Origin of the sequence: Rhizobium sp. BK049 (assembly GCF_014193135.1) — a bacterium.
Lineage (GTDB): Bacteria > Pseudomonadota > Alphaproteobacteria > Rhizobiales > Rhizobiaceae > Rhizobium.
The window spans coordinates 182,091-204,967 of record NZ_JACHYV010000001.1 but is presented as its reverse complement, the minus strand read 5'-3'; the positions used below and the strand labels follow the sequence as shown (position 1 = coordinate 204,967).

Below are 22,877 nucleotides of genomic sequence, written 5' to 3'. Positions count from 1 at the left end.
GTCGTTCTCCTTGTCAGGACGGAAACGACGGCCAGCGGGAAACTGTTCCCACGCCGGCAAAGTTTGGCCCTCGACACTGGGTTAGGCCTACCTCTGCAACCCTGCGGCACACCCATAGCCTTTTTCCAGTCGAGCACTAATTACCCTCTGTCGAACAGGGGGGATTTCGTGAGCACGCAAACCGGTGAATTTTCGCGCGACGACGCTGCTGCTGAGAGCATCAACGGGTACGACCACAAAAGCATGGCGTACGACGATGCCAGCGCCCTTTTAGAAGTGCTGGTCGCGGTCAGGCGCGGCGACTTTTCCGTGCGGATGCGCTCTGACCTGACCGGCGTGACCGGCAAAGTCGCCGATGCGCTGAACGACATCATCGCCGCCAATCAGCGCATGGCCCGGCAGCTCGAACATGTCGGCCAGGTCGTCGGCCGCGACGGGCGGACAAGTACCAGGGTGCGCTTCGGCCTGTCGGATGGTTCATGGTCGGAAATGGAAGGCTCGATCAATGGCCTGATCGACGATCTCCTGTGGCCGACCACGGCGGTCACCCGCACGATCACCGCGGTAGCCAAAGGCGATCTCTTGCAGACCGTGCCGCTCGATGTCGACGGGCGGGCGTTGAAGGGCGAATTCCTGCGCTCGGCCGATATCGTCAACACGATGATCAAGCAGCTCAGCGTCTTCACCTCGGAGGTGACGCGCGTTGCCCGCGAAGTCGGCACTGACGGCAAGCTCGGTGGCCAGGCGCAGGTGCCCGAGGTGACGGGCGTCTGGAAGGACTTGACTGAAAGCGTCAACTCGATGGCGTCGAACCTGACGGCGCAGGTGCGCAACATCGCGGAGGTGACGATCGCGGTCGCTAACGGCGACCTCTCCAAGAAGATTACCGTCGACGTGCGCGGCGAGATCCTGCAGCTGAAGGAAGCGATCAACACCATGGTCGATCAGCTGCGCTCCTTCGCTTCCGAAGTGACGCGCGTCGCCCGTGAGGTCGGAACCGAAGGCAAGCTTGGCGGCCAAGCGCTGGTGCCGGGCGTCGCCGGCACCTGGAAGGACCTGACCGACTCGGTCAACGCGATGTGCGGCAACCTCACCGCCCAGGTGCGCAACATCGCGCAGGTGACGACGGCGGTTGCGCGCGGCGACCTCTCGCGCAAGATCACCGTCGACGTTTCGGGTGAAATTCTGGAGCTCAAGGAAACCATCAACACGATGGTGGATCAGTTGAACGGCTTTGCCGGCGAGGTGACGCGTGTGGCGCGTGAAGTCGGCACCGAAGGCCGCCTTGGCGGCCAGGCGCAGGTGCCTGGCGTGGCCGGCACCTGGAAGGACCTGACGGACAACGTCAATTCGATGGCCTCGAATCTGACGGCGCAGGTGCGCAACATCGCCGAAGTTTCCACCGCGATCGCCAATGGCGACCTGTCGAAGAAGATCACGGTGACGGTTTCGGGCGAAATCCTCGAGCTGAAGGAAACCATTAATACGATGGTCGATCAGCTGAACGCCTTTGCCTCGGAGGTGACGCGTGTCGCCCGCGAAGTGGGAACGGAAGGCCGGCTCGGCGGTCAGGCGAACGTACGTGGCGTCGCCGGCACCTGGAAGGACCTGACCGAAAACGTCAACTCGATGGGCGGCAACCTGACGGCGCAGGTGCGTAATATCGCGGAAGTCTCCACAGCCATCGCCAATGGCGACCTGTCGAAGAAGATCACCGTCGACGTGAAGGGCGAAATTCTCGAACTGAAGGAAACCATCAACACGATGGTCGACCAGCTGAACGCCTTCGCTTCGGAAGTGACGCGCGTGGCGCGCGAAGTCGGCACGGAAGGCCGGCTTGGCGGCCAGGCCAACGTGCGCGGCGTGGCCGGCACCTGGAAGGACCTGACCGACAGCGTCAATTCCATGGCCTCCAACCTGACCGGCCAGGTGCGCAATATCGCAGAAGTCGCGACCGCCGTCGCCCAGGGCGACCTTTCGAAGAAGATCACCGTTCCGGTGTCGGGCGAAATCCTCGAACTGAAGGAAACCATCAATACGATGGTCGACCAGTTGAACGGCTTTGCCGGCGAGGTCACGCGCGTCGCACGTGAAGTCGGCACCGAAGGCCGGCTCGGCGGCCAGGCCAACGTGCTTGGCGTGGCCGGCACCTGGAAGGACCTGACCGACAGCGTCAATTCCATGGCCGGCAACCTGACGGCGCAGGTGCGCAACATCGCCGAAGTCTCCACGGCGATCGCCAATGGCGACCTGTCGAAGAAGATCACGGTGTCGGTCTCGGGCGAAATCCTCGAGCTCAAGGAAACGCTGAACACCATGGTGGATCAGCTGAACCGCTTCGCCTCCGAGGTGACGCGTGTGGCCCGAGAGGTCGGCACCGAAGGCAAGCTCGGCGGTCAGGCGCAGGTGCCTGGTGTGGCCGGGACCTGGAAGGATCTGACCGAAAACGTCAACTCCATGGCCTCGAACCTCACCGGTCAGGTGCGCAACATCGCCGAAGTCACGACCGCCGTGGCGCGCGGCGACCTCTCACGCAAGATCACTGTCGACGTGAAGGGGGAAATCCTTGAGCTGAAGAACACCATCAATACCATGGTGGACCAGCTGAACGCTTTCGCCGGCGAAGTCACGCGTGTTGCCCGCGAAGTCGGCACCGAAGGCAAGCTCGGCGGCCAGGCGCAGGTACCAGGCGTTGCCGGCACCTGGAAGGATCTGACCGACAGTGTCAACTCCATGGCGGGCAACCTGACGGCGCAGGTGCGAAACATCGCCGAGGTGGCGACTGCGATCGCCAATGGCGACCTGTCGCGCAAGATCACCGTCGATGTGCGCGGCGAGATCCTGCTCTTGAAGGACACGCTGAATACTATGGTCGACCAGCTTCGCTCCTTCGCCGGCGAAGTGACGCGTGTCGCCCGCGAAGTCGGCACCGATGGCCGGCTGGGCGGCCAGGCCGTCGTTCCCGGCGTCGCCGGCACCTGGAAGGACCTGACCGACAACGTCAACCTGCTCGCCGCCAATCTGACGACGCAGGTTCGCAACATCGCCGAAGTGACGACCGCCGTGGCGCGCGGCGACCTCTCGCGCAAGATCACCGTCGACGTGAAGGGGGAAATCCTCGAACTGAAGAACACGATCAATACGATGGTGGACCAGCTGAACGCCTTCGCCGGCGAAGTCACACGTGTCGCCCGCGAAGTCGGCACCGAAGGCAAGCTCGGCGGTCAGGCGCAGGTGCCCGGTGTGGCCGGCACCTGGAAAGATCTGACCGACACCGTCAACGTCATGGCCGCCAACCTCACCGAACAGGTGCGCGGCATCGTCAAGGTGGTGACGGCGGTCGCAAACGGCGACCTGAAGCAGAACCTCACCGTCGCCTCGAAGGGCGAGGTGGCAGCCCTTGCCGAGACGATCAACAACATGACCAACACGCTTGCGACCTTCGCCGATCAGGTGACCACGGTGGCGCGCGAAGTCGGCGTCGAAGGCCGCCTCGGCGGTCAGGCGAATGTTCCCGGTACCGCGGGAACGTGGAAGGATCTGACCGGCAACGTCAACCTGCTTGCCGCCAATCTGACGACGCAGGTGCGCGCCATCGCCGAGGTCGCCACCGCCGTCACCAAGGGCGACCTGACGCGGTCGATCAAGGTCGATGCGCGCGGCGAAGTGGCCGAGCTCAAGGACAACATCAACACGATGATCGACAACCTGCGCCTGACGACGGAGCGTAATACCGAGCAGGACTGGCTGAAGACAAATCTGGCGCGCTTCACCAACATGCTGCAGGGGCAGCGCGACCTGACGCTGGTCGGCAAGATGCTGCTTTCGGAGCTGGCGCCGCTGGTCGGCGCGCATCAGGGCGTCATCTACCAAGTGGACGCCGACGAAGAGCAGCCGTTCCTGTCCCTGCTCTCCGTTTATGCGCAGGGCGTCGAAGCGGCGCATCCGCTGCGGCTCGACTTCGGCCAAGGCCTCGTCGGCCAATGCGCCAGCGACGCCCGCCGCATCCTCGTCACCGATCTTCCCGACAATGTCGTGCCGATCAGCTCGGGCGTGTTCACGACGCTGCCGCGAAGCGCGATCGTCCTGCCGGTGCATTTCGAGGGGCAGGTGAAGGCGGTGATCGAGCTTGCCTCTGCAGGTGAATTCACCGAGTTGCAGCTTTCCTTCCTCGACCAGCTGACGACGTCGATCGGCATCGTTCTCAACTCGATCGAAGCGACCATGCAGACCGAAGGCCTGCTCAAGCAGTCGCAGCAGCTCGCGGCCGAACTGCAGACGCAGCAGCGCGAGTTGCAACAGACCAACGAGCAGCTCGGCCAGAAGGCGCAGCAGCTCGAGGAACGCAACGTCGAAGTCGAGGCGAAGAACCAGGAAATCGAGCAGGCCCGCCGCGCGCTCGAGGAAAAGGCGACGGAGCTTGCTCTCACCTCGAAGTACAAATCCGAATTCCTCGCCAACATGTCGCATGAATTGCGCACGCCGTTGAATTCGATCCTTATCCTCGGCCAGCAGCTTGGCGAGAACCCCGACGGCAACCTCTCGGCAAAGCAGGTCGAATTCGCAAAGACCATCCACGGCGCCGGCACCGATCTGCTTAACCTCATCAGCGATATTCTTGATCTGTCGAAGATCGAGTCCGGTACGGTCTCGGTCGATGCCGAGGAGATCTTTGTCAGCAATCTGCTCGAAGTGATGGCGCGGCCATTCCGGCACGAGGCGGAAAACCGCAACCTGTCCTTCGCGATCGAGGTCGGCGCCGATGTGACGAAGAGCATCATTACGGATTCGAAGCGGCTTCAGCAGATCCTCAAGAACCTGCTGTCGAACGCCTTCAAATTCACCGCGCAGGGCGGCATCACACTTCGCGTCGCCTCGGCGGCGAGCGGCTGGTCGCCGGAGCATCCTTCGCTCCGGCATGCGCCATCGGTCATCGCCTTTGAAGTGATCGATACCGGTATCGGCATTCCGCCTGAGAAGCAGCGCATCATCTTCGAGGCGTTCCAGCAGGCGGACGCCTCGACCAGCCGCAAATATGGCGGCACCGGCCTGGGGCTCGCCATCAGCCGCGAACTGGCAAACCTGCTCGGCGGCGAGATCCAGCTGCGCAGCACGCCGGGTGTCGGCAGCACCTTCGTGCTTTACCTGCCGCTCACCTATGTCGGCGCCGGCGCGGTCGCGCCGAAGTCGGCTCCGGCAGCGGCGAATGTCGTTGAATTCGCCGAGGCGGCTGCCCGCCGGGCTGAGAAACCCGCCGAACATGTCGCGGACGACCGCCACCGGATCGAGCCCGGCGACTCCGTGCTGCTCGTCGTCGAAGACGATGCGCATTATGCCCGCGTCCTCGTCGATCTCGCCCGCGACAACGGCTTCAAGGTGTTGGTCGCGATGCGCGGCAGCGATGCGCTTGTTCTTGCACAGGAATACAGGCCGTCGGCGATTTCGCTCGACATCTTCCTGCCCGACATGCTCGGCTGGACGGTGCTGAGCCAGCTCAAGCAGAATTCGCAGACGCGACACATTCCGGTGCAGATCATCAGCCTCGACGAGGACCGCCAGCACGGGCTGACTCGCGGCGCCTTCGCCTTCATGAGCAAGCCGACAACGCCGGAAGGTCTCGGCAAGGCGCTGTCGCGGCTGAAGGCTTATGCCGAGCCGCGCCGCAAACAGCTGCTGCTGGTGGAAGACAACGAAGCCGAGCGCATGAGCGTCACCGCCCTTCTTGGGCACGATGACATCGACATAACAAGCGTCGGCTCCGGGTCGGAGGCGCTCACGGTTCTCCGGCAGGGCTCGGCCGACTGCGTCGTGCTCGACCTCACGCTGCCTGACATGTCCGGCTTCGAAGTGCTCGAGCAGATCCGCGACGACGCCGAGATCGCCGAAGTCCCGGTCGTCGTGTTCACCGGCCGGGAGCTTTCGCCCGAGGAAGACGCCACGCTGCACAGCATGGCGCGCAGCGTCGTGGTGAAGGGCGTGGAGTCGCCCGAGCGGCTGCTCGACGAAACGGCCTTGTTCCTGCACCGGGTGGTCGCCGACCTGCCGGCGGCAAAGCAGGCGACGCTGCAGGAACTGCACAGCTCGGACGAGGATCTCGTCGGCGAGACCGTGTTGCTCGTCGACGATGATGCCCGCAACATCTTTGCGCTGAGCAGCGTTCTCGAACGTCGCGGCATGAAGGTGCTGACCGCGACGACGGGTAGCGAGGCAATCGAGGTCATCAACACCGAGCCCTCGGTGGCGATCGTGCTGATGGATATCATGATGCCCGGGATGGACGGTTACGAGACGATGCAGGTGATCCGCTCGGAGCCCCGCTTCCGACGGCTGCCGATCCTGGCGCTGACGGCTAAGGCGATGAAGGGTGACCGGGAGAAATGCCTGGAAGCGGGCGCGTCGGACTACCTGGCAAAGCCCGTCAACACCGAGCAACTCCTGTCGGCTCTGCGTATGTGGCTGCACCGCTGAGGATCCGGCCATGAACCCCGTCAACATCCTCCTCGTCGACGACCAGCCCGCCAAACTCCTGAGCTACGAGGTCATTCTCGAAGAGCTCGAGGAAAATCTGATCAAGGCGCAATCCGCGCGCGAAGCCTTCGAGCACCTGCTGCGCACGGAAATTGCCGTGATCCTCGTCGACGTCTGCATGCCCGAGCAGGACGGATTCGAACTGGTCAGCATGATCCGGCAGCACCCGCGCTATCAGAACACACCGATCATCTTCGTCTCCGCCGTGATGCTGGCGGAACCAGACAGGTTGCGCGGCTATGCGGTGGGCGCCGTCGATTACGTCTCCGTCCCGATCGTGCCCGAGGTGCTGCGGGCCAAGGTCAGGGTCTTTGCGGATCTCTACAGGAAGACGCGGGAACTCGAACGTCTGAACGCCGAGCTGGAGGCCAGGGTGCACCAGCGCACCGCCGAACTCGAAGCCTCGGCAGCGCAGTTGCGTCAGCTGAACGAGGAGCTCGAGCATCGCATCGACCAAAGGACGCGCGAGCGCGAGGAGGCGCTGGCCCAGCTCTTCGAAGCACAGAAGCTCGATACGATCGGCCATCTGACAGGCGGCGTGGCGCACGACTTCAACAATCTCCTGATGGCGGTGCTCGGCAGCCTCAGCCTGCTGAAAAAGCGGCTTCCGGCGGATGAGCGCAGCGAACGTCTGGTGACGAACGCCATCCAGGCGGCCGAACGCGGTACGGCGCTCACCCAGCGCCTGCTTGCCTTCGCTCGCCGACAGGAGCTGAAGCCGCAGGCGGTCGATTTCCTCCGCCTGTTCGAAAACGTCGAGGATCTGCTCGCCAAGGCGGTCGGACCGCGAATCGAGATCCGAAAGCACATCCCTGCGGATCTGGAGCCGCTGCTGGTGGACAGCAACCAGCTGGAGCTGGCGCTGCTCAACCTTTTCGTCAATGCACGGGATGCGCTCGAAAGCGGCGGTGCGGTGACCGTCGCGGCTGCGGCGGAGGAGACCCGGCCGGCCGGTCTTGCAGGTGGAAATTACATCAGGATATCGGTGTCGGACGATGGCGAGGGAATGGACGAAGCGACGGTTCTGCGCGCTGCCGAGCCATTCTTCACCACGAAGGGGATCGGCAAGGGCACCGGGCTCGGCCTGTCGATGGTGCACGGCCTGGCAGCGCAGTCGGGTGGTTCCATCCAGATTTCGAGCACAAGAGGCAAGGGCACGACCGTCTCCCTCTGGCTGCCCGTCGCGCAGAGCGTTCCGAAGGCAGAGCCCGCGGGCGTGCCTGCGGCCGCCGAACCCTTGAAACCAGTCTCGCGATCGCTTGCCATCCTCGTCGTCGACGACGATGCACTCGTCAGGACCGGAACCGTGGCAATGCTGGAGGACCTCGGGCACCTGCCGCGGGAAGCGGCTTCCGCTACCCAAGCTTTGGAATTCCTCGCCGGCGGACAGGAGTGTGATCTCGTCATCACTGATCATGCCATGCCGGGCATGACGGGCGCCGAGCTCGCACGCCATCTTCGTTCAGCCTTCCCCAACCTGCCCGTTATCCTCGCTTCCGGCTATGTCGAGCTTGCGGAGGATCAGGGGCTCGGCCGGATGCTCAGGATGGCGAAACCGTTCACGCAGGAGCAGCTCCAGGCGGCCATGGACGAGGCGCTGAGAGACAAGGTCGCAGCGGCGTGATGATCGAAGCGGCAGCCGTTGGGGGATGCCGCATAATCGACGTTTATTCATTCCCCCCTAAGTCACCAGCCTGAGTGGCGGAGGAATCGGCTGCCGTGCCCGCGGATGCCGCCCATGAGGCGCGCGGTTAACATGGAAAACTGCTCTTCGTCCGCGTGAACCAGCATGAACACGCCGCGACCAATTCGGATTTGCGCGCCCGCTGATGAGATCTCGTCGCGCGTACTCTACCCCGGCGAAACTTTTCGCTCTGCTAAAAGTTACTCAAACCCATCCTCACTCACCGAAGGCTTCCCCTTGACCAAAACGATGTTCGGCCCCGCATTCACCGAAGATGGCGTTCTGTTTCGCCTTTGGGCTCCACTGCATGAAAGCGTTTCGTTGAAAATCGAAGGCTCTGATCCGCGCCCGATGCAAGCGGCTGAAGATGGCTGGCATAAGTGCGCGGTCGCGGATGCCGGCCCTGGTACGCAGTATCGCTTCATCCTGCCGGACGGTCTTCAAATTCCCGATCCTGCTTCGCGCTTCCAGCCGCAGGATGTGCATGGTCCGAGCGAAGTGGTCGACCTTTCCGCCTATCGCTGGAAAACGGGCGACTGGACGGGCCGGCCATGGGAAGAGATGGTCATCTACGAACTGCATATCGGCTGCTTTACACCGCAGGGGACCTTCAGGGCCGCGATCGAACGTCTCGACCATCTGCGGGAACTGGGCGTCGCGGCGCTGCAGATCATGCCGCTCAGCGACTTCCCCGGCCGCTACAACTGGGGCTATGACGGCGTGCTTCCCTATGCGCCCGACAGCAGTTACGGCCGGCCGGAAGATCTCATGGCGCTGGTGGATGCGGCGCACGAACGTGGCATTTCGGTCTTTCTCGACGCGGTCTACAACCACTTTGGGCCAGACGGGAACTATATTCCCTCCTACGCACCGCTCTTTACCGATCATCATAAGACACCCTGGGGCCACGGCATCAATTATGACGGTGACGGCTCTGAGATGATCCGCGAATTCATCATCGAGAATGCCATCTATTGGATTAGCGAGTTCAGGCTCGACGGTTTTCGCTTCGACGCCGTCCATGCCATCAAGGACGACAGCTCTGAGCACCTTCTTCACGCACTGGCCGGCCGCGTCAGGGCTGAAGCCGGTGACCGGCATGTTCATCTGATCGTGGAAAACGAGGAGAACGACAGCGACCTTCTGAAACGTGACGCAGATGGCGGGGCGAGGCTGTTCACGGCCCAATGGAACGACGATGTCCACCATGTGCTGCATATTACTGCCACGGGTGAAACCTTCGGCTACTATGCCGATTATGTCGGCGACGCCGGCAAGCTCGGCCGGGCGCTGGCGGAAGGCTTCGTGTTCCAGGGCGAGCACATGCCGTATCGCGGCGGAAGCCGGGGTAAGCCGAGTGGCCATCTGCCGTCCACCGCCTTCGTGTCCTTTATCCAGAACCATGACCAGATCGGTAACCGGGCGCTCGGGGACCGGATTATGGCTTCGAGCTCGACCGACGCTGTCAAGGCCGTCACATCGATCTACTTGCTGGCACCTGAGATACCGATGCTGTTCATGGGTGAGGAATGGGGCGCGCGAGAGCCTTTTCCGTTTTTCTGCGACTTCGACGAGGATCTGAACGAAAAGGTCAGAAAGGGCAGGCGTGAGGAGCTTTCGCGCCTGCCGGGGTTCGATGTTGACGAGCATCTCGATCCGACGGCGCCGTCGACCTTTGCGGCTGCCAAGCTCGACTGGTCGAAACGCGCGTCTGAAATGCTTGAATTCTACAAGATGCTTCTCGACCTCCGACGTCGACGGATCGTACCCCTGCTGAAAGGAGCCAGAGGCGGAAACGGGGTCTACCGCTCCGCAGGTGCAACGCTCGCGGTGGATTGGGTCCTGGCCGGCGACCGGCGCCTTCATCTGGATGCCAATCTCGGCGGCGAGGCGGCGCCGCTTCTGCGGCGGCGCCAAGAAGGCGAAACGATCTTCCGCCTCGGCGGCAGCGATGGAGGACAATTGGCGCCCTGGACGGTGATCTGGAGCATCTCGCGTGAGGGCCTGGCATGAAGGCGATCGGACGATGAAATCCGTCGAGCTCGAAAAGCTCGCCCGGCGATACGGGATCAGCCCGACCAGGCCCAGTCCCGAGGATCGCGAGGTGGCGATTTCCGCCGACACCAAACGCAAGATACTCTCGGCTTTGGAAGTCGATCTGTCAGGAACCACCCATCGGCAGACGGTTGCACCGCGGCGGGAGCAGGAGCCGGCGCCGGCGAATGACGCAATTCCCAAGTCATTTCTGCCGGACTTCCTGCTCAAGACGCGGGTCTGGGGGATCAGCCTGCAGCTTTACGAACTGCGGTCGGCGCGAAACTGGGGCATCGGAGATTTTGAGGATCTGTCTGACGTGGCCGACCTGGCGGGGAAGATCGGCGCTGACTTCGTCGGCCTCAATCCGCTGCACGCACCGTTTCTCGCCGATCCCGACCGCTGCAGCCCCTATGAGCCCTCGAGCCGTCAGCATCTCAACCCGCTCTACATCGCGGTCGACCGACTGCCAGGTTTTGTCAGTAGTGCCGAATTCGAACGGCAACTGGAGGGACTTCGCCGAAGCGACCTCGTCGATTATGTCGGAGTTGCGAGGGTCAAGCTTGGAGCTCTGCGGGATCTCTGGCGCGGCTGGCCCCAAGCAGGCGTCGCCGATAAAACTTACGATCCCGTTGATTTCGATGCCTTCGTCACGCGAGGCGGCAACAGCTTGCAGCGACATGCGCTCTTTGAATGTCTTTCGCTTTCCATGGTGGAGCGTGGTGCAGGCGCCGGCTGGCAGGGATGGCCGGCAGATTTCCGGCGCTCTGACAGCGCCGCCGTCGCCGAATTCGCGCGCGAGCATGCGGACGAGGTCCGCTTCCACATGTGGCTGCAGTGGCTCGCTCATCAGCAACTGCTTCAGGCAGCGGACCGGGCGCGGGAAGCCGGCCTGCGGATCGGACTTTATCTCGATCTCGCCGTGGGCGAGGCGGTCGACGGATCGGCCACATGGAGCGAGCCGGATGTCTATATCTCGAAGGCGACCATCGGCAGCCCTCCCGATCCATTCGCGGTGGAGGGACAGGACTGGCATCTAGCCGGATATCTGCCTTCCGCGATCGCTTCGGGAGACAGCTCGCCTTACCGGCGCATGGTGAGCGCCGCCATGCGCTATGCCGGTGCGATCCGGATCGATCACGCCCCGGCGCTCCGGCGCCTGTTTCTGGTGCCGCTCGGCAGCAGGCCGGATGGCGGCGCCTATGTCCGCTACCCCGAGCGTCGGCTTCTGCAAATCCTGGCCGAGACCTCCGCCGAGCATCGATGCCTCGTCATCGGTGAAGCGTTGGGAATGATCCCGCCGGATTTGCCTGACGAGCTGGCGGCGGCGCAGATCCTTTCGTATCGCATTCTCTCCTATGAACAGGACGAAAAAGGCTTCAAGCCGCCGGATGCCTATCCCGTCTTTGGCCTGACCTGCATTTCAACGCACGACCATCAGACGCTCGCCGGCTGGTGGCGCAGCGCCGACATCCAGGATCGCCGCGACCACGGCATCGTGCCGCCCGATCTCACGGCAAAACATCTCCAGCACCGCCGGCGCGAGCGACGAAATCTGAAGGCGGCGCTCCGCGCTGCCGACATCGATGTGCCCGCCCGTCTCAGCGCAAGGGCAAGCCGGAAGACCTTGAGGGAACTGACGGTCAGCGCCTACCGCTTCGTGGCCCGTACTCCGTCGCTTCTCGTGGCGGTTCGGCTTGCCGACATGACCGACGAGAAAAGGCCCACCAATATCCCTGGCACGAGCGACAGTTACCCCAATTGGAAGCTGAAGTTGTCGCTGTCGTTGGCGGAGCTGGCGTCGAACCCTCTGCTGCATCGCATTACGGCGGCGATGCGGGAAGAAAGGCCACGGATTCACGCGGCAACGGAACGATCAGGAAGCAGGCGGATTTCGAATAGACAGGGATAAGGATCGCCGAGATGAAAGCCAGAAGACCACTTGTCGAAGTTGCCGTAGAAACCGAGGAAGGACGGGTGCCGCTGGGCATCATGAACGCCAAGCAGGCATTGTCGCTTCCTGACGATCTCGACGTGAAGGTATCGCATCCCGATCATGAGCCGGGCAGCACCGACAATTTCATTCCCAAGGGCGAACTGCAGCGGCACCTGGACAAGCCTTAGGACGTCTCAGCTTGTCCGCTCGAGCGTCAGGCGATTTGAGTTTCGCATCCCGGAACCTCCATGAGCTTGGCGTGTTTGACTCCACAAATGGAAGGAGAAAACCATGGCACATGCCGACCGGAAACATATTGGCGCGGGCGCGAAGGGGAAGGGCGACGGAAGCGGCGCGATGACCAATCTCGACGAGGAAAAGCTTCCCGCAAACACGGTTCTTTCGAACCGTGACAAGACCCGGCACTCCAAAGAGCGCGGTCTCGACGGCAAGACGATTCAGACCGAGCAATACTCGGATCACAGCTCCAATCGGAATCCTAAATGAGGACAAGGTGATGAGCGGCAGATTACCTCCCATTCCCGCCGACAACGTCAGTAACAAGGGAGCCGGCAAGCCCCGGCAGACCGAGTCAGAGGATACTGCGGTGGCAAGCGGCAACGAAAACCCTGGTAAGAAGGGTCAACTAGGAAACACCAAAGTCAACACCACCCATCAGGGTTACCAGCAGGACAGGTAGGAGGCATCGATGTCTACGTCGAAGAAGAGCCCATCGACTATCCGCCAGGGCGGCCCAGGCGCATCCCATGAAAACGCCAAGGCGCCGCTCGAGATACCGAAGCCGCCAGCCGAGCCGGATAGACGTACGCGAAGCAAGGTTTCGGGCGGCGGCGGCGAGCATGATCGCCACCACACCCACGACGCAAGAGAGAAGTGAGGGACAGACCTGGCGGTGGAACCCTATGAGCCCAAAGCACGAGGTCCACCGCTTCACATGATCAACATGACGGAAAACAGACCATGACGACCGCATTCATCCTTGTTGCACTGGCTCTCATCGTCATCTACGCCGGCCCGACATTGCTTTACATCTGCGTCGGCTATGCTGACTACATGATCGAACGGCGCCGACATTTGCTGGCTGTAAAACACGCGGTAAAGCGCCGCAGCGACGAGCTTTAGTTGTCCGGTCGACGGCGGGCCAGGATTTCATCCACGCTTGGGAAGCCGATATCTTCGGCCGCCACTCGATTTCGTCGGCACGCTGGGTGATCGCGAACTCCTGAAGGATGCCGGCCATTTCGGGGTCGTTGCCGGCATGTGCAATAAGAGCGTAGAAGGCCGCACGAACGATCTCTTTCTTGGTGGCCTGCGGATGTGATTTCATCACAGCCTTGATCGGCTGCTTCGGTGTAATATTGGCCCGCTTTTCCTTCAGAATGGGCTCGCCAGGCTCCTTCAGATCCTGGTCTTTCAGTCGATTTCCCCGGAATCCTTGTCTCCGATTTCCTCGACATCATGATCAGGTAGAATGCGATGCTTTACTTCCTCGGCCGCGACCGCGATTCCTCTGGCCGTTCCCGCCAGGGCAATCTCGGCCGCGATGAGAGGGTGCTTGCGCACGAGCTTTCCGAGCGCCTTGGCCGTCGCGGCCGCTTTGGCCTGAGACAAGACGCCTTTATCGGCGCGTTTGCGCAAGAGAGATTCCAGCTTTCGCTTCGGATGCTTTCGGGGCGGCGTCGCATCTAATGCACGGCGACGCCCTTCCGAGGGTTTTCTTCCGCCTGCTTCCGGATATTCTTCGGAAGCGCCGAACTGGCGGCCTCACGCACAACATCGACGGCCGCATCGGCGGCGCTGTGGAAGGCCTGCCCGACCAGCCCAAGAGTCTTCGCGCTCTTGCGCGTACCCGATTTTGCGGCGCCGGCAATGTCCTCGCGGTCCTCCACCAGCACGGCCGCAGCAGCGCCGGCTCCCGCAATCAACGCCTTTCCCAGCGTGTCACGACCGGTGGGGCTCGCCAGTAAGGTTTTCAGTATGGAATTCTTTCGGATGGCTTTCGGCACCTTGTAACCTGCAATCTTCTTCGGAATCTTTGTCTTGGCCATAACGCACCTCCTTCAGACCGTGAGAACGCGGCAAAGCGCACCCTGTTCCGAGAGTGGGTGGCATCGCGCGAAGGAGGAGCTTCGCCTCTTGTTTGCGGCAACTTCGGCTCGCCGAAGCAAAGGTTAGCAGATGTTAGTGGATCGAGTGAGAGGTGGCAGCATTGATCTTGAGCAGATCCGGGGCGGGAAACATCTCGATCAATCCTGCGGCGAGTTCGTCGACATCGGTCTTGCCTTCATTGAAGAGCTGGATGGCGGCGCTGCACAGGATCTGGCTGTCGTGTTCGCTTACCGAGACGCCGAAATGGCGATACCAGCTCATGACAGCCTTTGACAGGCATCTGAAATCCTGCGGGAGTATCGGCCGGTAGAAAATCGACATGAAAGTCCGCCACGATTGCCGGTTAACGTCATCGCTCTTCACCTAATCAAGATAGTAGCCGCCCCGTTTGATACCAAGCGGCCTGTTTCCTTGGTGCGTTAGCGCACGGAGCCGCTATTCGAGCGCTTCGGAGCCTCTCTTGCCTTTACGCCAGGACACCGGCCGCAATGGGCGGCCTGGATGAAACGTTGGCGCGCCAGTTCGGCGCTTCCGCGTCGGCGATACGCATCGACGCAGCGCCGCGCTTCGCTTCGAAATAACCGCCTCCCGGGTGTTCCTGTTCGAAGAGGAGCTCCTGCCTGCTGCCACCGGGTTCCGGAACAATGTCCGCCGCGACTTGTTATTTGTGCGACAGGCGAATGCCGAAGCAGCCGGAGGATTCGATGAGGCGGAGCATGGGGCTTGGGCTGATTATGGCCATCGGGTTGACTGGTTGCACGACCAGTGCAGGCAGCTACTCATCGGCGGGACTTGAGCCCATTCCGGGCAGCATCACCTATCAGGGGCAACCGCGCACAAAGCTGACGAAATCCCCGGTCGGTTCATCCTTTCCGCACACCTTCACGGATCAATGGGGGCGGCAAGTCGAGGAGATTTATATTATCCAGCCCGACCGAAGCTTGGTGATTTCCCAGCGCCATTACCGACCGGTTTTTTCGCTCGATGACGACTAGGAAGGAGACCTGATCATGCCGCGCCGCAAGAACACTGTGGGGACGACGCTTGATACCGAAGGAGCCAAAATCGGCGAGCCGGTTCCGAGAGCGATCATCGATATCAACACCGCCTCCGTCGGGGTCCCCCGCCAGGCCGAGGACGATTTGCGCACAGATTTGAGCGCTCTGCGGCAACAGGTCGATAGGCTTCAGCAGCAAGTGATCAGCGCCGGGCGGTCGGCCAAGGCCGGCGCCGAAGAGGCTGCCCGCCAGACCGGAGCTCTGGTGAAACATTATCCGCTATCATCCTTTGCCCTCATGGCTGCTGTCGCGGGTTTGTTGGCGCTTGCCTCGCGTCAGCTCTCCCCACCGCGCCAGTGGGCCGTCGGCCTTGCGCGAACTCAAGGATTTGTACGAAAGGATGCGCGAGCGGATCTGACAAGATTTTAGGATTGCCAGCATCCCGATTCTGCCCGACTCTCTGTCGGGCAAGGAGGGAAATGCATGCTCGACGTCCTTATACGAAGCGCTCTCGATATTGTCCGGCGCGCGGAGCGCTTGATCGAAGCGGCGAGAGGGTTGCTTGACAGGCATGATCTTGATGAGGTCGAGCGATATGAACTCGGTTATGAGATCGAACGGCTGAGGGACGCGGTTCTTGCGGTGGACGAGGCCGTCCGGTCGCTCGCGCGCGGGAGCGAACGCTGGCCGGAGGTGGCTCGGGTCCACGCATTACAGACGACATTGCACTGATTGCGGGACTTTTTCGGGCTCTTGCCGCTTTCAGAAGTTGCTGGTTTCTAAGCATTTTCTCAGACGAAACTGCATGTCACGCTGATGTCACGCGACCATGGGCGAAATATATGCTTGATTGGGCCGCTTAGCGCTTATGATTTCCGGCCGGATGCACTGAAACAGGGGGCGAGGGACAGAGCGCTGTTTTCGTTGGGGCATCGCGATGACTTTGAAAACCTCCGGACAAATATATGTGCCCGACGAATTCGTATTTCCGGTTCACACCCGGACGATCACTGAGATACGCTATGATTTTCTCAACCAGGTCATGACGGTCATCTATCACGACGGCCGCTCGCGCACGACAACCGGCATACAGGGTCCGGCGATGCTTAGGATCCTCGCTCAGCGTCCACTGGAGCGTTCCCCGTTTCTTTTGCGGACCGTCATCTGACCGAGAAAGCCGGCACATCCGCCGCTAAATCGTCTTCGTCGTGCATCTATTTCGGAAGAGATGCGTTCATTCTGATAGTCAGACTATGGAGGGAACGCCGATGACCTTTCCACCGCCGAAAACCGAGGCTCCCGCTCAGCGCTTCGAAGAAGCAAGTGCTGCTGCGCGCGACGCTTTGGAGAGGCTGATTGCAGCCGCCAATGAAGCCGGTTGGGGAACCGAGGAAATCTCGGTCGCATTCCTCGAGGCGGCGCGATTTTTGACCGAAGCAAATAAAAAAGATCCAGATCCTGCCGACGATCCCGTGATTAGCGACGTGCCGGGCAAACGGGAGCAGATCGGCCACGGTGAGCTTTTCGATTAGACGCCGCTTCATTCCTGCTTTGGAACAAGCTCACCCGCCAATCCTTGCGACCGAACTGCGGATGACGAGGCTCGTACTGACCCGCAGCCGTTCAACGGCAAGGGGAATCTGTTCGATGCGGGCGACGAGCCGCTCGCCGGCGAGTTTGCCCATCTCGTAGACGCGCTGGTCGACGACGGTAATCGGCGGCACGGTCACGCTTGTCCAATCGGCATCCAGGAAGGAAATCATCGAGATATCGCCGGGAATTGAGAGACCGAGTGATTGCAGCGACTTAAAGACGCGCAGCCCCACCAGGCTGTCCGATGCGAGGACCGCGGTTGGCGGCAATGGGTCCGCCAGCAGGCGTTTGATCACGGCGTCCGTCTGCGGTTGATCGGTCGCGCCAAGCCGCACATAGTGAAGGGGGTCGGACAAGCCCGCTTCCGTCAGCACGCTCATGAAGCCTTCCACGCGTTCACGCACGGCAGAATTCGATATCCGGCTGATATCGGTCACTCCGCCGCCCTCGGCGTCCATGGCCGAGACGTAAGCGAGACGTCGATGTCCTGCGTCGACCATAAACCGGGCAGCGGCGATGGCGGCCTCGCGATCATTGCCGGTCACGGCGTCGACATCGAGCTCCGCGATGCTCCGGTCGAAGAGGACCAGCGGCATACCGGCGCGGCCGACGTGTCGGAGATGGTCGAAGCTGTCACAGCGCGCGGGCGTCACGATCAGGCCGTCGACACGCTTGCCGATCAGGAGGTCGACGGCTGATTTCTCCGATTCGAGCTTCTCGCCCGAATTGGAGATGATCACATCGAAGCCGGCGAGCCGAGCCGCATCGCTGATGCCACGCACCGCCAGACTGAAGAAGGCGTTTTCGATATCGCCGACGACGATCCCGATGATCCCGGACCGACCGGTGCTCATGCTGCGCGCAAGTTCGTTCGGCCGGTATTCGAGAGCGGCGGCTGCCGCCATGACCTGATCCTTGATCTTGCCGCTGACGACGCCGTAGCCGCCGAGCACGCGGGCGGCCGTCGCTTTCGACACCCTTGCCGCCTTCGCGACGTCGGCGACCGTGACTGAACGTTTTGGAGCAGCGGAATCTTCCATGCCGCAGCACTACAAGAGTTGTTGACGGCCGGTCAATTGACAGTTATCAAATCCGTTGTGAGACCGGTCTCTTTTTATTGGAGACCGGTATCCGTGCAGATCGTGTTGCCGCAGAAGGGCGGCAAGGCGGCTGAACAAATAATGCCGACAAGAGCATTCCTTCTGGAGCGGAGAACGAACATGAAGCTTTTTGAATCACTTCCGGCAGTCATTGCGCCTCTGCAAGCCGGCCTCGCGGCTTGCTTTCTGGCGATGGGAGTCGGGTTGGCAACGGCGGCCGACAATCCCTATAATCTGATCGAGCCCGGCGTCATCAGCGTCGGCACGATGGGCGATGCCAAGCCCTATACATTTGCGACCGCGGATGGCCAGTTCACCGGTTTCGACATCGAACTGTTTCTCAACGTCGTGTCCCGGCTCGGCTTTGCGAAAGACAAGGTCACGTTCACCGGCCAGGAATTTTCGGCGCTCCTGCCATCGGTGGCAAACGAGCGGTTCGACGTTGCCGTCGCCGCGATCGGAACCACCGAAGCCCGCAAGAAGACCGTGGACTTCTCCGACGGCTATCTCGCCGGTTATCTCTCCGTGCTGACGTCGGACTCCGCCATCAAGGACGCGACCGGGCTGAAGGGCAAGCGGCTCGGCGTCGTGCAGGGAACCTTACAGGAAGTCTACGCCGCCAAGAATTTTGGCGAAACCGATCTCGTGAAATTTCCCGACAACAATTCCGCCGTCGCCGCTCTCAACAACGGCACGATCGATGCGCATTTCCTCGACTACGAGGCGGCCAAACAATATGGCGAGCGCTATCCTGCGCTGAAAGTCGCCGTCAACATCCCGTCCTTCGATGCGCCGGCGGGCTTTGTGATCAGGAAGGGAAACGATGCCTTCCGCACGGCACTGAACGGCGCCCTTCACGAGGCAATGCAGGACGGCACCTGGAAGACGCTCTATGAGAAGTGGTTCCCCGGCTCGCCGATGCCGGACCAATATCTCCCCAAGAAGTGAGGCCGCGAGCCGTCCGTCAAAAACGGACGGCTGACCTCGATGGCGGCACGCCCGGCAAGGGCTTCGATGGGGATTTTTATGAATTGGCTTGAGAATCTGCGCCGCAGCTTCCTCGACTGGGAGGCGATGGCGGACGTGCTGCCGAGCATGATCAATGTCGGCCTGAAGAATACTTTGATCCTGGCCGCGTCTTCGACCGTGCTCGGCGTCATCATCGGCATGGTTCTTGCCGTCATGGGCATCTCGCAGTCTCGGTGGCTGCGGCTGCCGGCGCGCATCTACACCGATATCTTCCGCGGACTGCCGGCCATCGTCACGATCCTGATCATCGGCCAGGGCTTTGCCCGGATTGGACGCGATATCTTCGGTCCGTCGCCGTTCCCGCTGGGAATTCTTGCGCTCAGCCTGATCGCCGGCGCTTATATCGGCGAAATCTTTCGCTCGGGCATCCAAAGCGTCGAGCGTGGGCAGATGGAGGCCTGCCGGGCGCTCAGCATGAGCTACGGGCAAGGCATGCGCCTGATCGTCATACCGCAGGGCATCAGGCGCGTACTGCCGGCGCTGGTCAACCAGTTCATCGGCAACGTCAAGGATTCGAGCCTCGTTTATTTCCTCGGATTGCTCGCCTCCGAGCGGGAGATTTTCCGCGTTGGGCAAGACCAGGCGGTGGTGACCGGCAATCTGTCGCCGCTGCTGCTGGCAGGCGTTTTCTACCTCGTGATCACCGTGCCGCTCACCCATTTCGTCAATTATATCGATGCGAGGCTGCGATTGGGTAAGCAGGGGCGCGGTCCCAGTCCTGCGAGCGGATTGGTCGAGGTGAGCGAGCTTGCGGCGGCAGCCGGTCCCCACTCCATCGTCGACGCCTCGAGCTGCGGTCACCGGCATTTCAGGGGCGGGACCCTGCAAATCCGGGATTTGAGCATGTCCTACGGCGAGCTCGAGGTACTCAAGGGTGTCGATCTTGATATCCCCGCCGGAACCGTCACTTGCATCATCGGCCCTTCCGGCTCAGGAAAATCAACGCTGCTGCGTTGCATGAACAGGCTTGTCGAGCCGAAGGGTGGCGACATACGGCTCGACGGCGAAAGCATCCTGACCATAAGGCCGGAAAAGCTTCGTCGCCGGGTCGGCATGGTGTTCCAGCACTTCAACCTGTTTCCCGATCACACCGCTCTCGAAAACGTCATGCTTGCGCTGACGAAGATCAAAAAGATGCCGAGGCAGCAGGCGCGACGCGTCGCCGAGGCGCGCCTGGCCGATGTCGGTCTGGCCGCGCGTGGGGATCACCGGCCGGCGGGCCTTTCCGGCGGGCAGCAGCAGCGCGTCGCGATCGCTCGGGCGCTGGCCATGGATCCGGAGGTCATCCTGTTCGACGAGGTGACGAGCGCGCTAGATCCCGAATTGGTGAAGGGCGTGCTCGACCTGATGGCGACGCTCGGCCGTCAGGGCATGACCATGGCCGTGGTGACGCATGAGATGGGATTTGCCCGCCGCGTGGCCGACCAGGTGTTCTTCATGGACGAGGGCCGTATCATCGAAGCCGGCTCGCCGCAGCAGATTTTCGACAATCCGCAAAGCGAGCGGCTGAAGCGCTTCCTTGCGGAAGTTCTCTGAGGCGCCAGGCCGGCAACGCGCGCAATTCGGTTCGATCAAACAAGAGCAGGAATAGGGTACCCGACATGAATGCTTACACCAAACCTTCGAAGGTCGTTGTCATCGGCGGCGGGATTTTCGGCGTCTCGACTGCGCTCCATTTGGCTCGACTGGGGGTTGATACACTGCTTGTCAATGACGGCGCGCTTGCCAATGGTGCCTCCGGCCGATCTCTCGCTTGGCTGAACTCGGCGCGAAAACGCTCCGATGCCTATCACCGGCTGCGTCTGGCAGGCATTGACCGCTATCGCACGCTGGCTGCTCGATACCCCGATGCCTCATGGCTGCGCTTTGACGGCGGGCTGACCTGGGATGCGGACGACGCCAGCAATGAGATCGCCGAAATCTTCGACCATGAACGTGACCTCGGCTATCACGCTCAATGGCTCACCCCGGAGAAGATCGCTGCGGTGACGCCCGGCGTCGACCCGAGCGCTGTGACGCCGCAAGGCGCAATCTTCAACCCGGGGGAGGGGTGGGTCGATCTTCCATCTCTGATCGGCAGGCTTGCGGAAGAATTCCGTGCGCTTGGCGGCGAGATCATCACGGATGCCGGACGCGCGGCGGTCGATGTCAGCAACGGGCGCGCCCACGGCGTAATCACGGCGGACGGCGCGCGTTACGACGCCGACGCCGTGCTACTTGCTGCAGGCAGCAAGGTTCCGGCAATTGTTGCTGAGGCTGGCCAGCAGATCGAGGATGCGACACCCATCGCCCTTCTTGTCAGGACAAAGCCGATCAGCCACCCGCTGAAGGCCGTGCTCAACACCCCGCGCATCGCCATTCGACCGATGCCCAATGGCGGCTTCGCACTCGATTCCGCCTGGTCGGAGGAAGAGGTGAGCGCCAACCCCGACGGCAGCTACAATGTCAGGCAATCCACGCTGCAGGGACTGCTGCGAGAAGCGTCGAGAGTCCTCGAAGGCAATCCGGTCCTTGAGATCGAAGATTATGGGGTCGGTCCGAAACCGATTCCGGGTGATGGCGAGCCGGTTTTCGGCGAGCTGTCATCGATTCCGGGTTATTTCGTCGCCTTCAGCCATAGCGGCGCCACCCTTGGCCTGATCGCCGGCGAACTGCTGGCGGACGAGATCGCCATGGGCCGCCGCCATCCGCTGCTTTCCGACTTCCGCCCTGAGCGCTTCAGCGCGGCGTCCCGGTGACAGCCACGATGCGGATGGTCGCCAGCCTGACGTCGGACGGATCAATTTGAGCCATCGAACGTTCTGCCGAAAGGAACCAACGGGAGACGCATCATGATCAAGGATGAGGCCGCCGCCTTCGGCGCCGAAAATGATCGCGGCGATGCCGCCGCTTCAATGCCGAATGGAGAAGAATCGACCATCAATCCGGATCTCGTTCGGCGTGAGGGGTTCGCGAGCGAGGCCGAATACCGCGCCTACTTTGCCACATTGGGCGGAGATGCGTCCGCACCGCCCGAAAATCACGTGGCAGAACCGGTGCCGACTTCCGGGGAGCACATCCTGGAAAGCCGACTGCAGGAATTGAAGTGGGAACTGGAAATTCTGCGGGCTCGCCTTCATGGAATCAGACGCCAGGCCGCGACCGTCGTAACCGAAAACGTCAGGTGGGCTGATTCCAGCGCCCATGCCCAGCTCGGTGATCAGCCTTGGTTAAAGCTCGCCGGCGCGATGGCCGTTGCATTTCTCATCACCAGGGGGTTGAGACGGCTGCCTTGGGGAACCGTGGCGACAACGGCACTGCCCCTGGCCATCGCTACGATGAATCGAAAGCTCGCGCGGCGGTAATGGCTGCCGGTGGTTCTGCGTGAGATCGCGCATCGATTCTTCACTATGAAGGGGGCGCCATCATCTCGCCGAAGTGTTCGTGACATCTACCATTTTGACGGAGGCAAACATGGCTGGACACGACGCTCGCTATGTCGAGATTACGACGCGTCTTCGCTCGGTACGATCGTTCTGCGACTTCCTCTCGCAGGGCGGAACCGTCCGCGTCGCCCAATCGGATGGCGGCCCCTACAAGGATGTTACCGCCGCGCTCTTGGAGCGAAACCGCAGGGAGGCGGAGACACTTGCTCGCACGCGCAGGCATCTCTACCCGGAACTCGCCGACGAAGAGGTGGCGCCGCCGCTCTACAGCCACCACTGACGCACCCGCGTGTTGTAGTCTTTTGCGCGACATGTTCTAGGCAGCGGCAACGCGGCGGGCGTCTATTTCATCCAGCTGGAAATGGTCGATCAGCTGCAGGAGCGTTCTGGTCTCATCGGCAAGTTCCTTCGTCGCTGCGA

The 22,877-nt window shown here is 61.8% G+C and carries 23 protein-coding genes and 1 pseudogene; 20 read left to right on the top strand and 4 right to left on the bottom strand.

The window, feature by feature from the left end; all coding sequences use genetic code 11:
* The first annotated feature begins 168 nt into the window (after positions 1-168).
* From FHT70_RS00990 to FHT70_RS00950, 10 genes are all read left to right on the top strand, one after another.
* On the top strand, positions 169-6,468 hold the full coding sequence (locus FHT70_RS00990) for a HAMP domain-containing protein (RefSeq protein ID WP_097600555.1): 6,300 nt from the start codon (positions 169-171) through the stop codon (positions 6,466-6,468).
* A gap of 10 nt (positions 6,469-6,478) precedes the next feature.
* Positions 6,479-8,152 carry a response regulator gene (locus FHT70_RS00985; RefSeq protein WP_183698365.1) on the top strand — a complete coding sequence of 558 codons (1,674 nt, stop codon included), beginning with the start codon at positions 6,479-6,481 and terminating at the stop codon, positions 8,150-8,152.
* Positions 8,153-8,449: 297 nt separating this feature from the next.
* Complete coding sequence (gene treZ, locus FHT70_RS00980) at positions 8,450-10,225, top strand: malto-oligosyltrehalose trehalohydrolase (protein WP_183698364.1); 1,776 nt, start codon at positions 8,450-8,452, stop codon at positions 10,223-10,225.
* A 13-nt stretch (positions 10,226-10,238) separates the two neighbouring features.
* Positions 10,239-12,158, top strand: coding sequence for a 4-alpha-glucanotransferase (gene malQ / locus FHT70_RS00975; protein WP_183698363.1), 1,920 nt, complete (start codon positions 10,239-10,241; stop codon positions 12,156-12,158).
* A gap of 11 nt (positions 12,159-12,169) precedes the next feature.
* Positions 12,170-12,370 carry a hypothetical protein gene (locus FHT70_RS00970; protein WP_183698362.1) on the top strand — a complete coding sequence of 67 codons (201 nt, stop codon included), beginning with the start codon at positions 12,170-12,172 and terminating at the stop codon, positions 12,368-12,370.
* 103 nt (positions 12,371-12,473) lie between these two features.
* Positions 12,474-12,689 (top strand): hypothetical protein, encoded by a 216-nt coding sequence (locus FHT70_RS00965; RefSeq protein WP_097600560.1) that lies wholly within the window; start codon positions 12,474-12,476, stop codon positions 12,687-12,689.
* A gap of 10 nt (positions 12,690-12,699) precedes the next feature.
* Positions 12,700-12,882, top strand: a complete 183-nt coding sequence (locus FHT70_RS30175) for a hypothetical protein (RefSeq protein WP_246721670.1) — start codon at positions 12,700-12,702, stop codon at positions 12,880-12,882.
* Between the two features lie 9 nt (positions 12,883-12,891).
* Complete coding sequence (locus FHT70_RS00960) at positions 12,892-13,080, top strand: hypothetical protein (RefSeq protein ID WP_088685813.1); 189 nt, start codon at positions 12,892-12,894, stop codon at positions 13,078-13,080.
* Positions 13,081-13,163: 83 nt separating this feature from the next.
* A complete protein-coding gene (locus tag FHT70_RS00955; protein ID WP_164517833.1) occupies positions 13,164-13,325 on the top strand; it encodes a hypothetical protein in 162 nt (53 codons plus the stop codon).
* 37 nt (positions 13,326-13,362) lie between these two features.
* The gene (locus tag FHT70_RS00950) at positions 13,363-13,524 is read left to right on the top strand and encodes a hypothetical protein (protein WP_183698361.1); all 162 of its coding nucleotides are present in this window, start codon (positions 13,363-13,365) and stop codon (positions 13,522-13,524) included.
* A gap of 92 nt (positions 13,525-13,616) precedes the next feature.
* On the opposite strand, the gene FHT70_RS00945 is transcribed toward FHT70_RS00950, so the two are convergent.
* From FHT70_RS00945 to FHT70_RS00935, 3 genes are all read right to left on the bottom strand, one after another.
* A complete protein-coding gene (locus tag FHT70_RS00945; protein WP_097600562.1) occupies positions 13,617-13,841 on the bottom strand; it encodes a hypothetical protein in 225 nt (74 codons plus the stop codon).
* A gap of 47 nt (positions 13,842-13,888) precedes the next feature.
* Complete coding sequence (locus FHT70_RS00940) at positions 13,889-14,251, bottom strand: hypothetical protein (RefSeq protein ID WP_183698360.1); 363 nt, start codon at positions 14,249-14,251, stop codon at positions 13,889-13,891.
* A gap of 133 nt (positions 14,252-14,384) precedes the next feature.
* Positions 14,385-14,633 (bottom strand): hypothetical protein, encoded by a 249-nt coding sequence (locus FHT70_RS00935; RefSeq protein WP_176536349.1) that lies wholly within the window; start codon positions 14,631-14,633, stop codon positions 14,385-14,387.
* A 383-nt stretch (positions 14,634-15,016) separates the two neighbouring features.
* On the opposite strand from FHT70_RS00935, the gene FHT70_RS00930 reads away from it, so the two are divergent.
* The 5 genes and pseudogenes from FHT70_RS00930 to FHT70_RS00910 all read left to right on the top strand — a co-directional run bounded on the left by FHT70_RS00930 (position 15,017) and on the right by FHT70_RS00910 (position 16,842).
* Entirely contained in the window at positions 15,017-15,307 is a 291-nt protein-coding gene (locus FHT70_RS00930; RefSeq protein WP_183698527.1) for a hypothetical protein, read from the top strand.
* A gap of 15 nt (positions 15,308-15,322) precedes the next feature.
* A pseudogene (locus FHT70_RS00925) lies at positions 15,323-15,728 on the top strand (hypothetical protein).
* 65 nt (positions 15,729-15,793) lie between these two features.
* Positions 15,794-16,042 carry a hypothetical protein gene (locus FHT70_RS00920; RefSeq protein WP_183698359.1) on the top strand — a complete coding sequence of 83 codons (249 nt, stop codon included), beginning with the start codon at positions 15,794-15,796 and terminating at the stop codon, positions 16,040-16,042.
* Positions 16,043-16,247: 205 nt separating this feature from the next.
* On the top strand, positions 16,248-16,478 hold the full coding sequence (locus tag FHT70_RS00915; RefSeq protein WP_183698358.1) for a hypothetical protein: 231 nt from the start codon (positions 16,248-16,250) through the stop codon (positions 16,476-16,478).
* A 100-nt stretch (positions 16,479-16,578) separates the two neighbouring features.
* Positions 16,579-16,842, top strand: a complete 264-nt coding sequence (locus tag FHT70_RS00910; RefSeq protein ID WP_085782058.1) for a hypothetical protein — start codon at positions 16,579-16,581, stop codon at positions 16,840-16,842.
* Positions 16,843-16,872: 30 nt separating this feature from the next.
* Here FHT70_RS00910 and FHT70_RS00905 read toward each other — a convergent pair whose 3' ends face one another.
* A complete protein-coding gene (locus FHT70_RS00905) occupies positions 16,873-17,943 on the bottom strand; it encodes a LacI family DNA-binding transcriptional regulator (protein WP_183698357.1) in 1,071 nt (356 codons plus the stop codon).
* 180 nt (positions 17,944-18,123) lie between these two features.
* Here FHT70_RS00905 and FHT70_RS00900 point away from each other — a divergent pair, with 180 nt between their 5' ends.
* From FHT70_RS00900 to FHT70_RS00880, 5 genes are all read left to right on the top strand, one after another.
* Positions 18,124-18,951, top strand: coding sequence for an ABC transporter substrate-binding protein (locus FHT70_RS00900; protein WP_097600569.1), 828 nt, complete (start codon positions 18,124-18,126; stop codon positions 18,949-18,951).
* Positions 18,952-19,029: 78 nt separating this feature from the next.
* Positions 19,030-20,568, top strand: coding sequence for an amino acid ABC transporter permease/ATP-binding protein (locus FHT70_RS30560; RefSeq protein WP_183698356.1), 1,539 nt, complete (start codon positions 19,030-19,032; stop codon positions 20,566-20,568).
* 65 nt (positions 20,569-20,633) lie between these two features.
* Entirely contained in the window at positions 20,634-21,770 is a 1,137-nt protein-coding gene (locus tag FHT70_RS00890; protein ID WP_183698355.1) for an FAD-binding oxidoreductase, read from the top strand.
* 93 nt (positions 21,771-21,863) lie between these two features.
* Positions 21,864-22,376: a hypothetical protein gene (locus tag FHT70_RS00885; protein ID WP_183698354.1), complete on the top strand. Its 513-nt coding sequence runs from the start codon at positions 21,864-21,866 to the stop codon at positions 22,374-22,376.
* A gap of 109 nt (positions 22,377-22,485) precedes the next feature.
* Positions 22,486-22,737, top strand: coding sequence for a hypothetical protein (locus FHT70_RS00880; protein WP_097600572.1), 252 nt, complete (start codon positions 22,486-22,488; stop codon positions 22,735-22,737).
* The last annotated feature ends 140 nt before the right edge of the window (positions 22,738-22,877 follow it).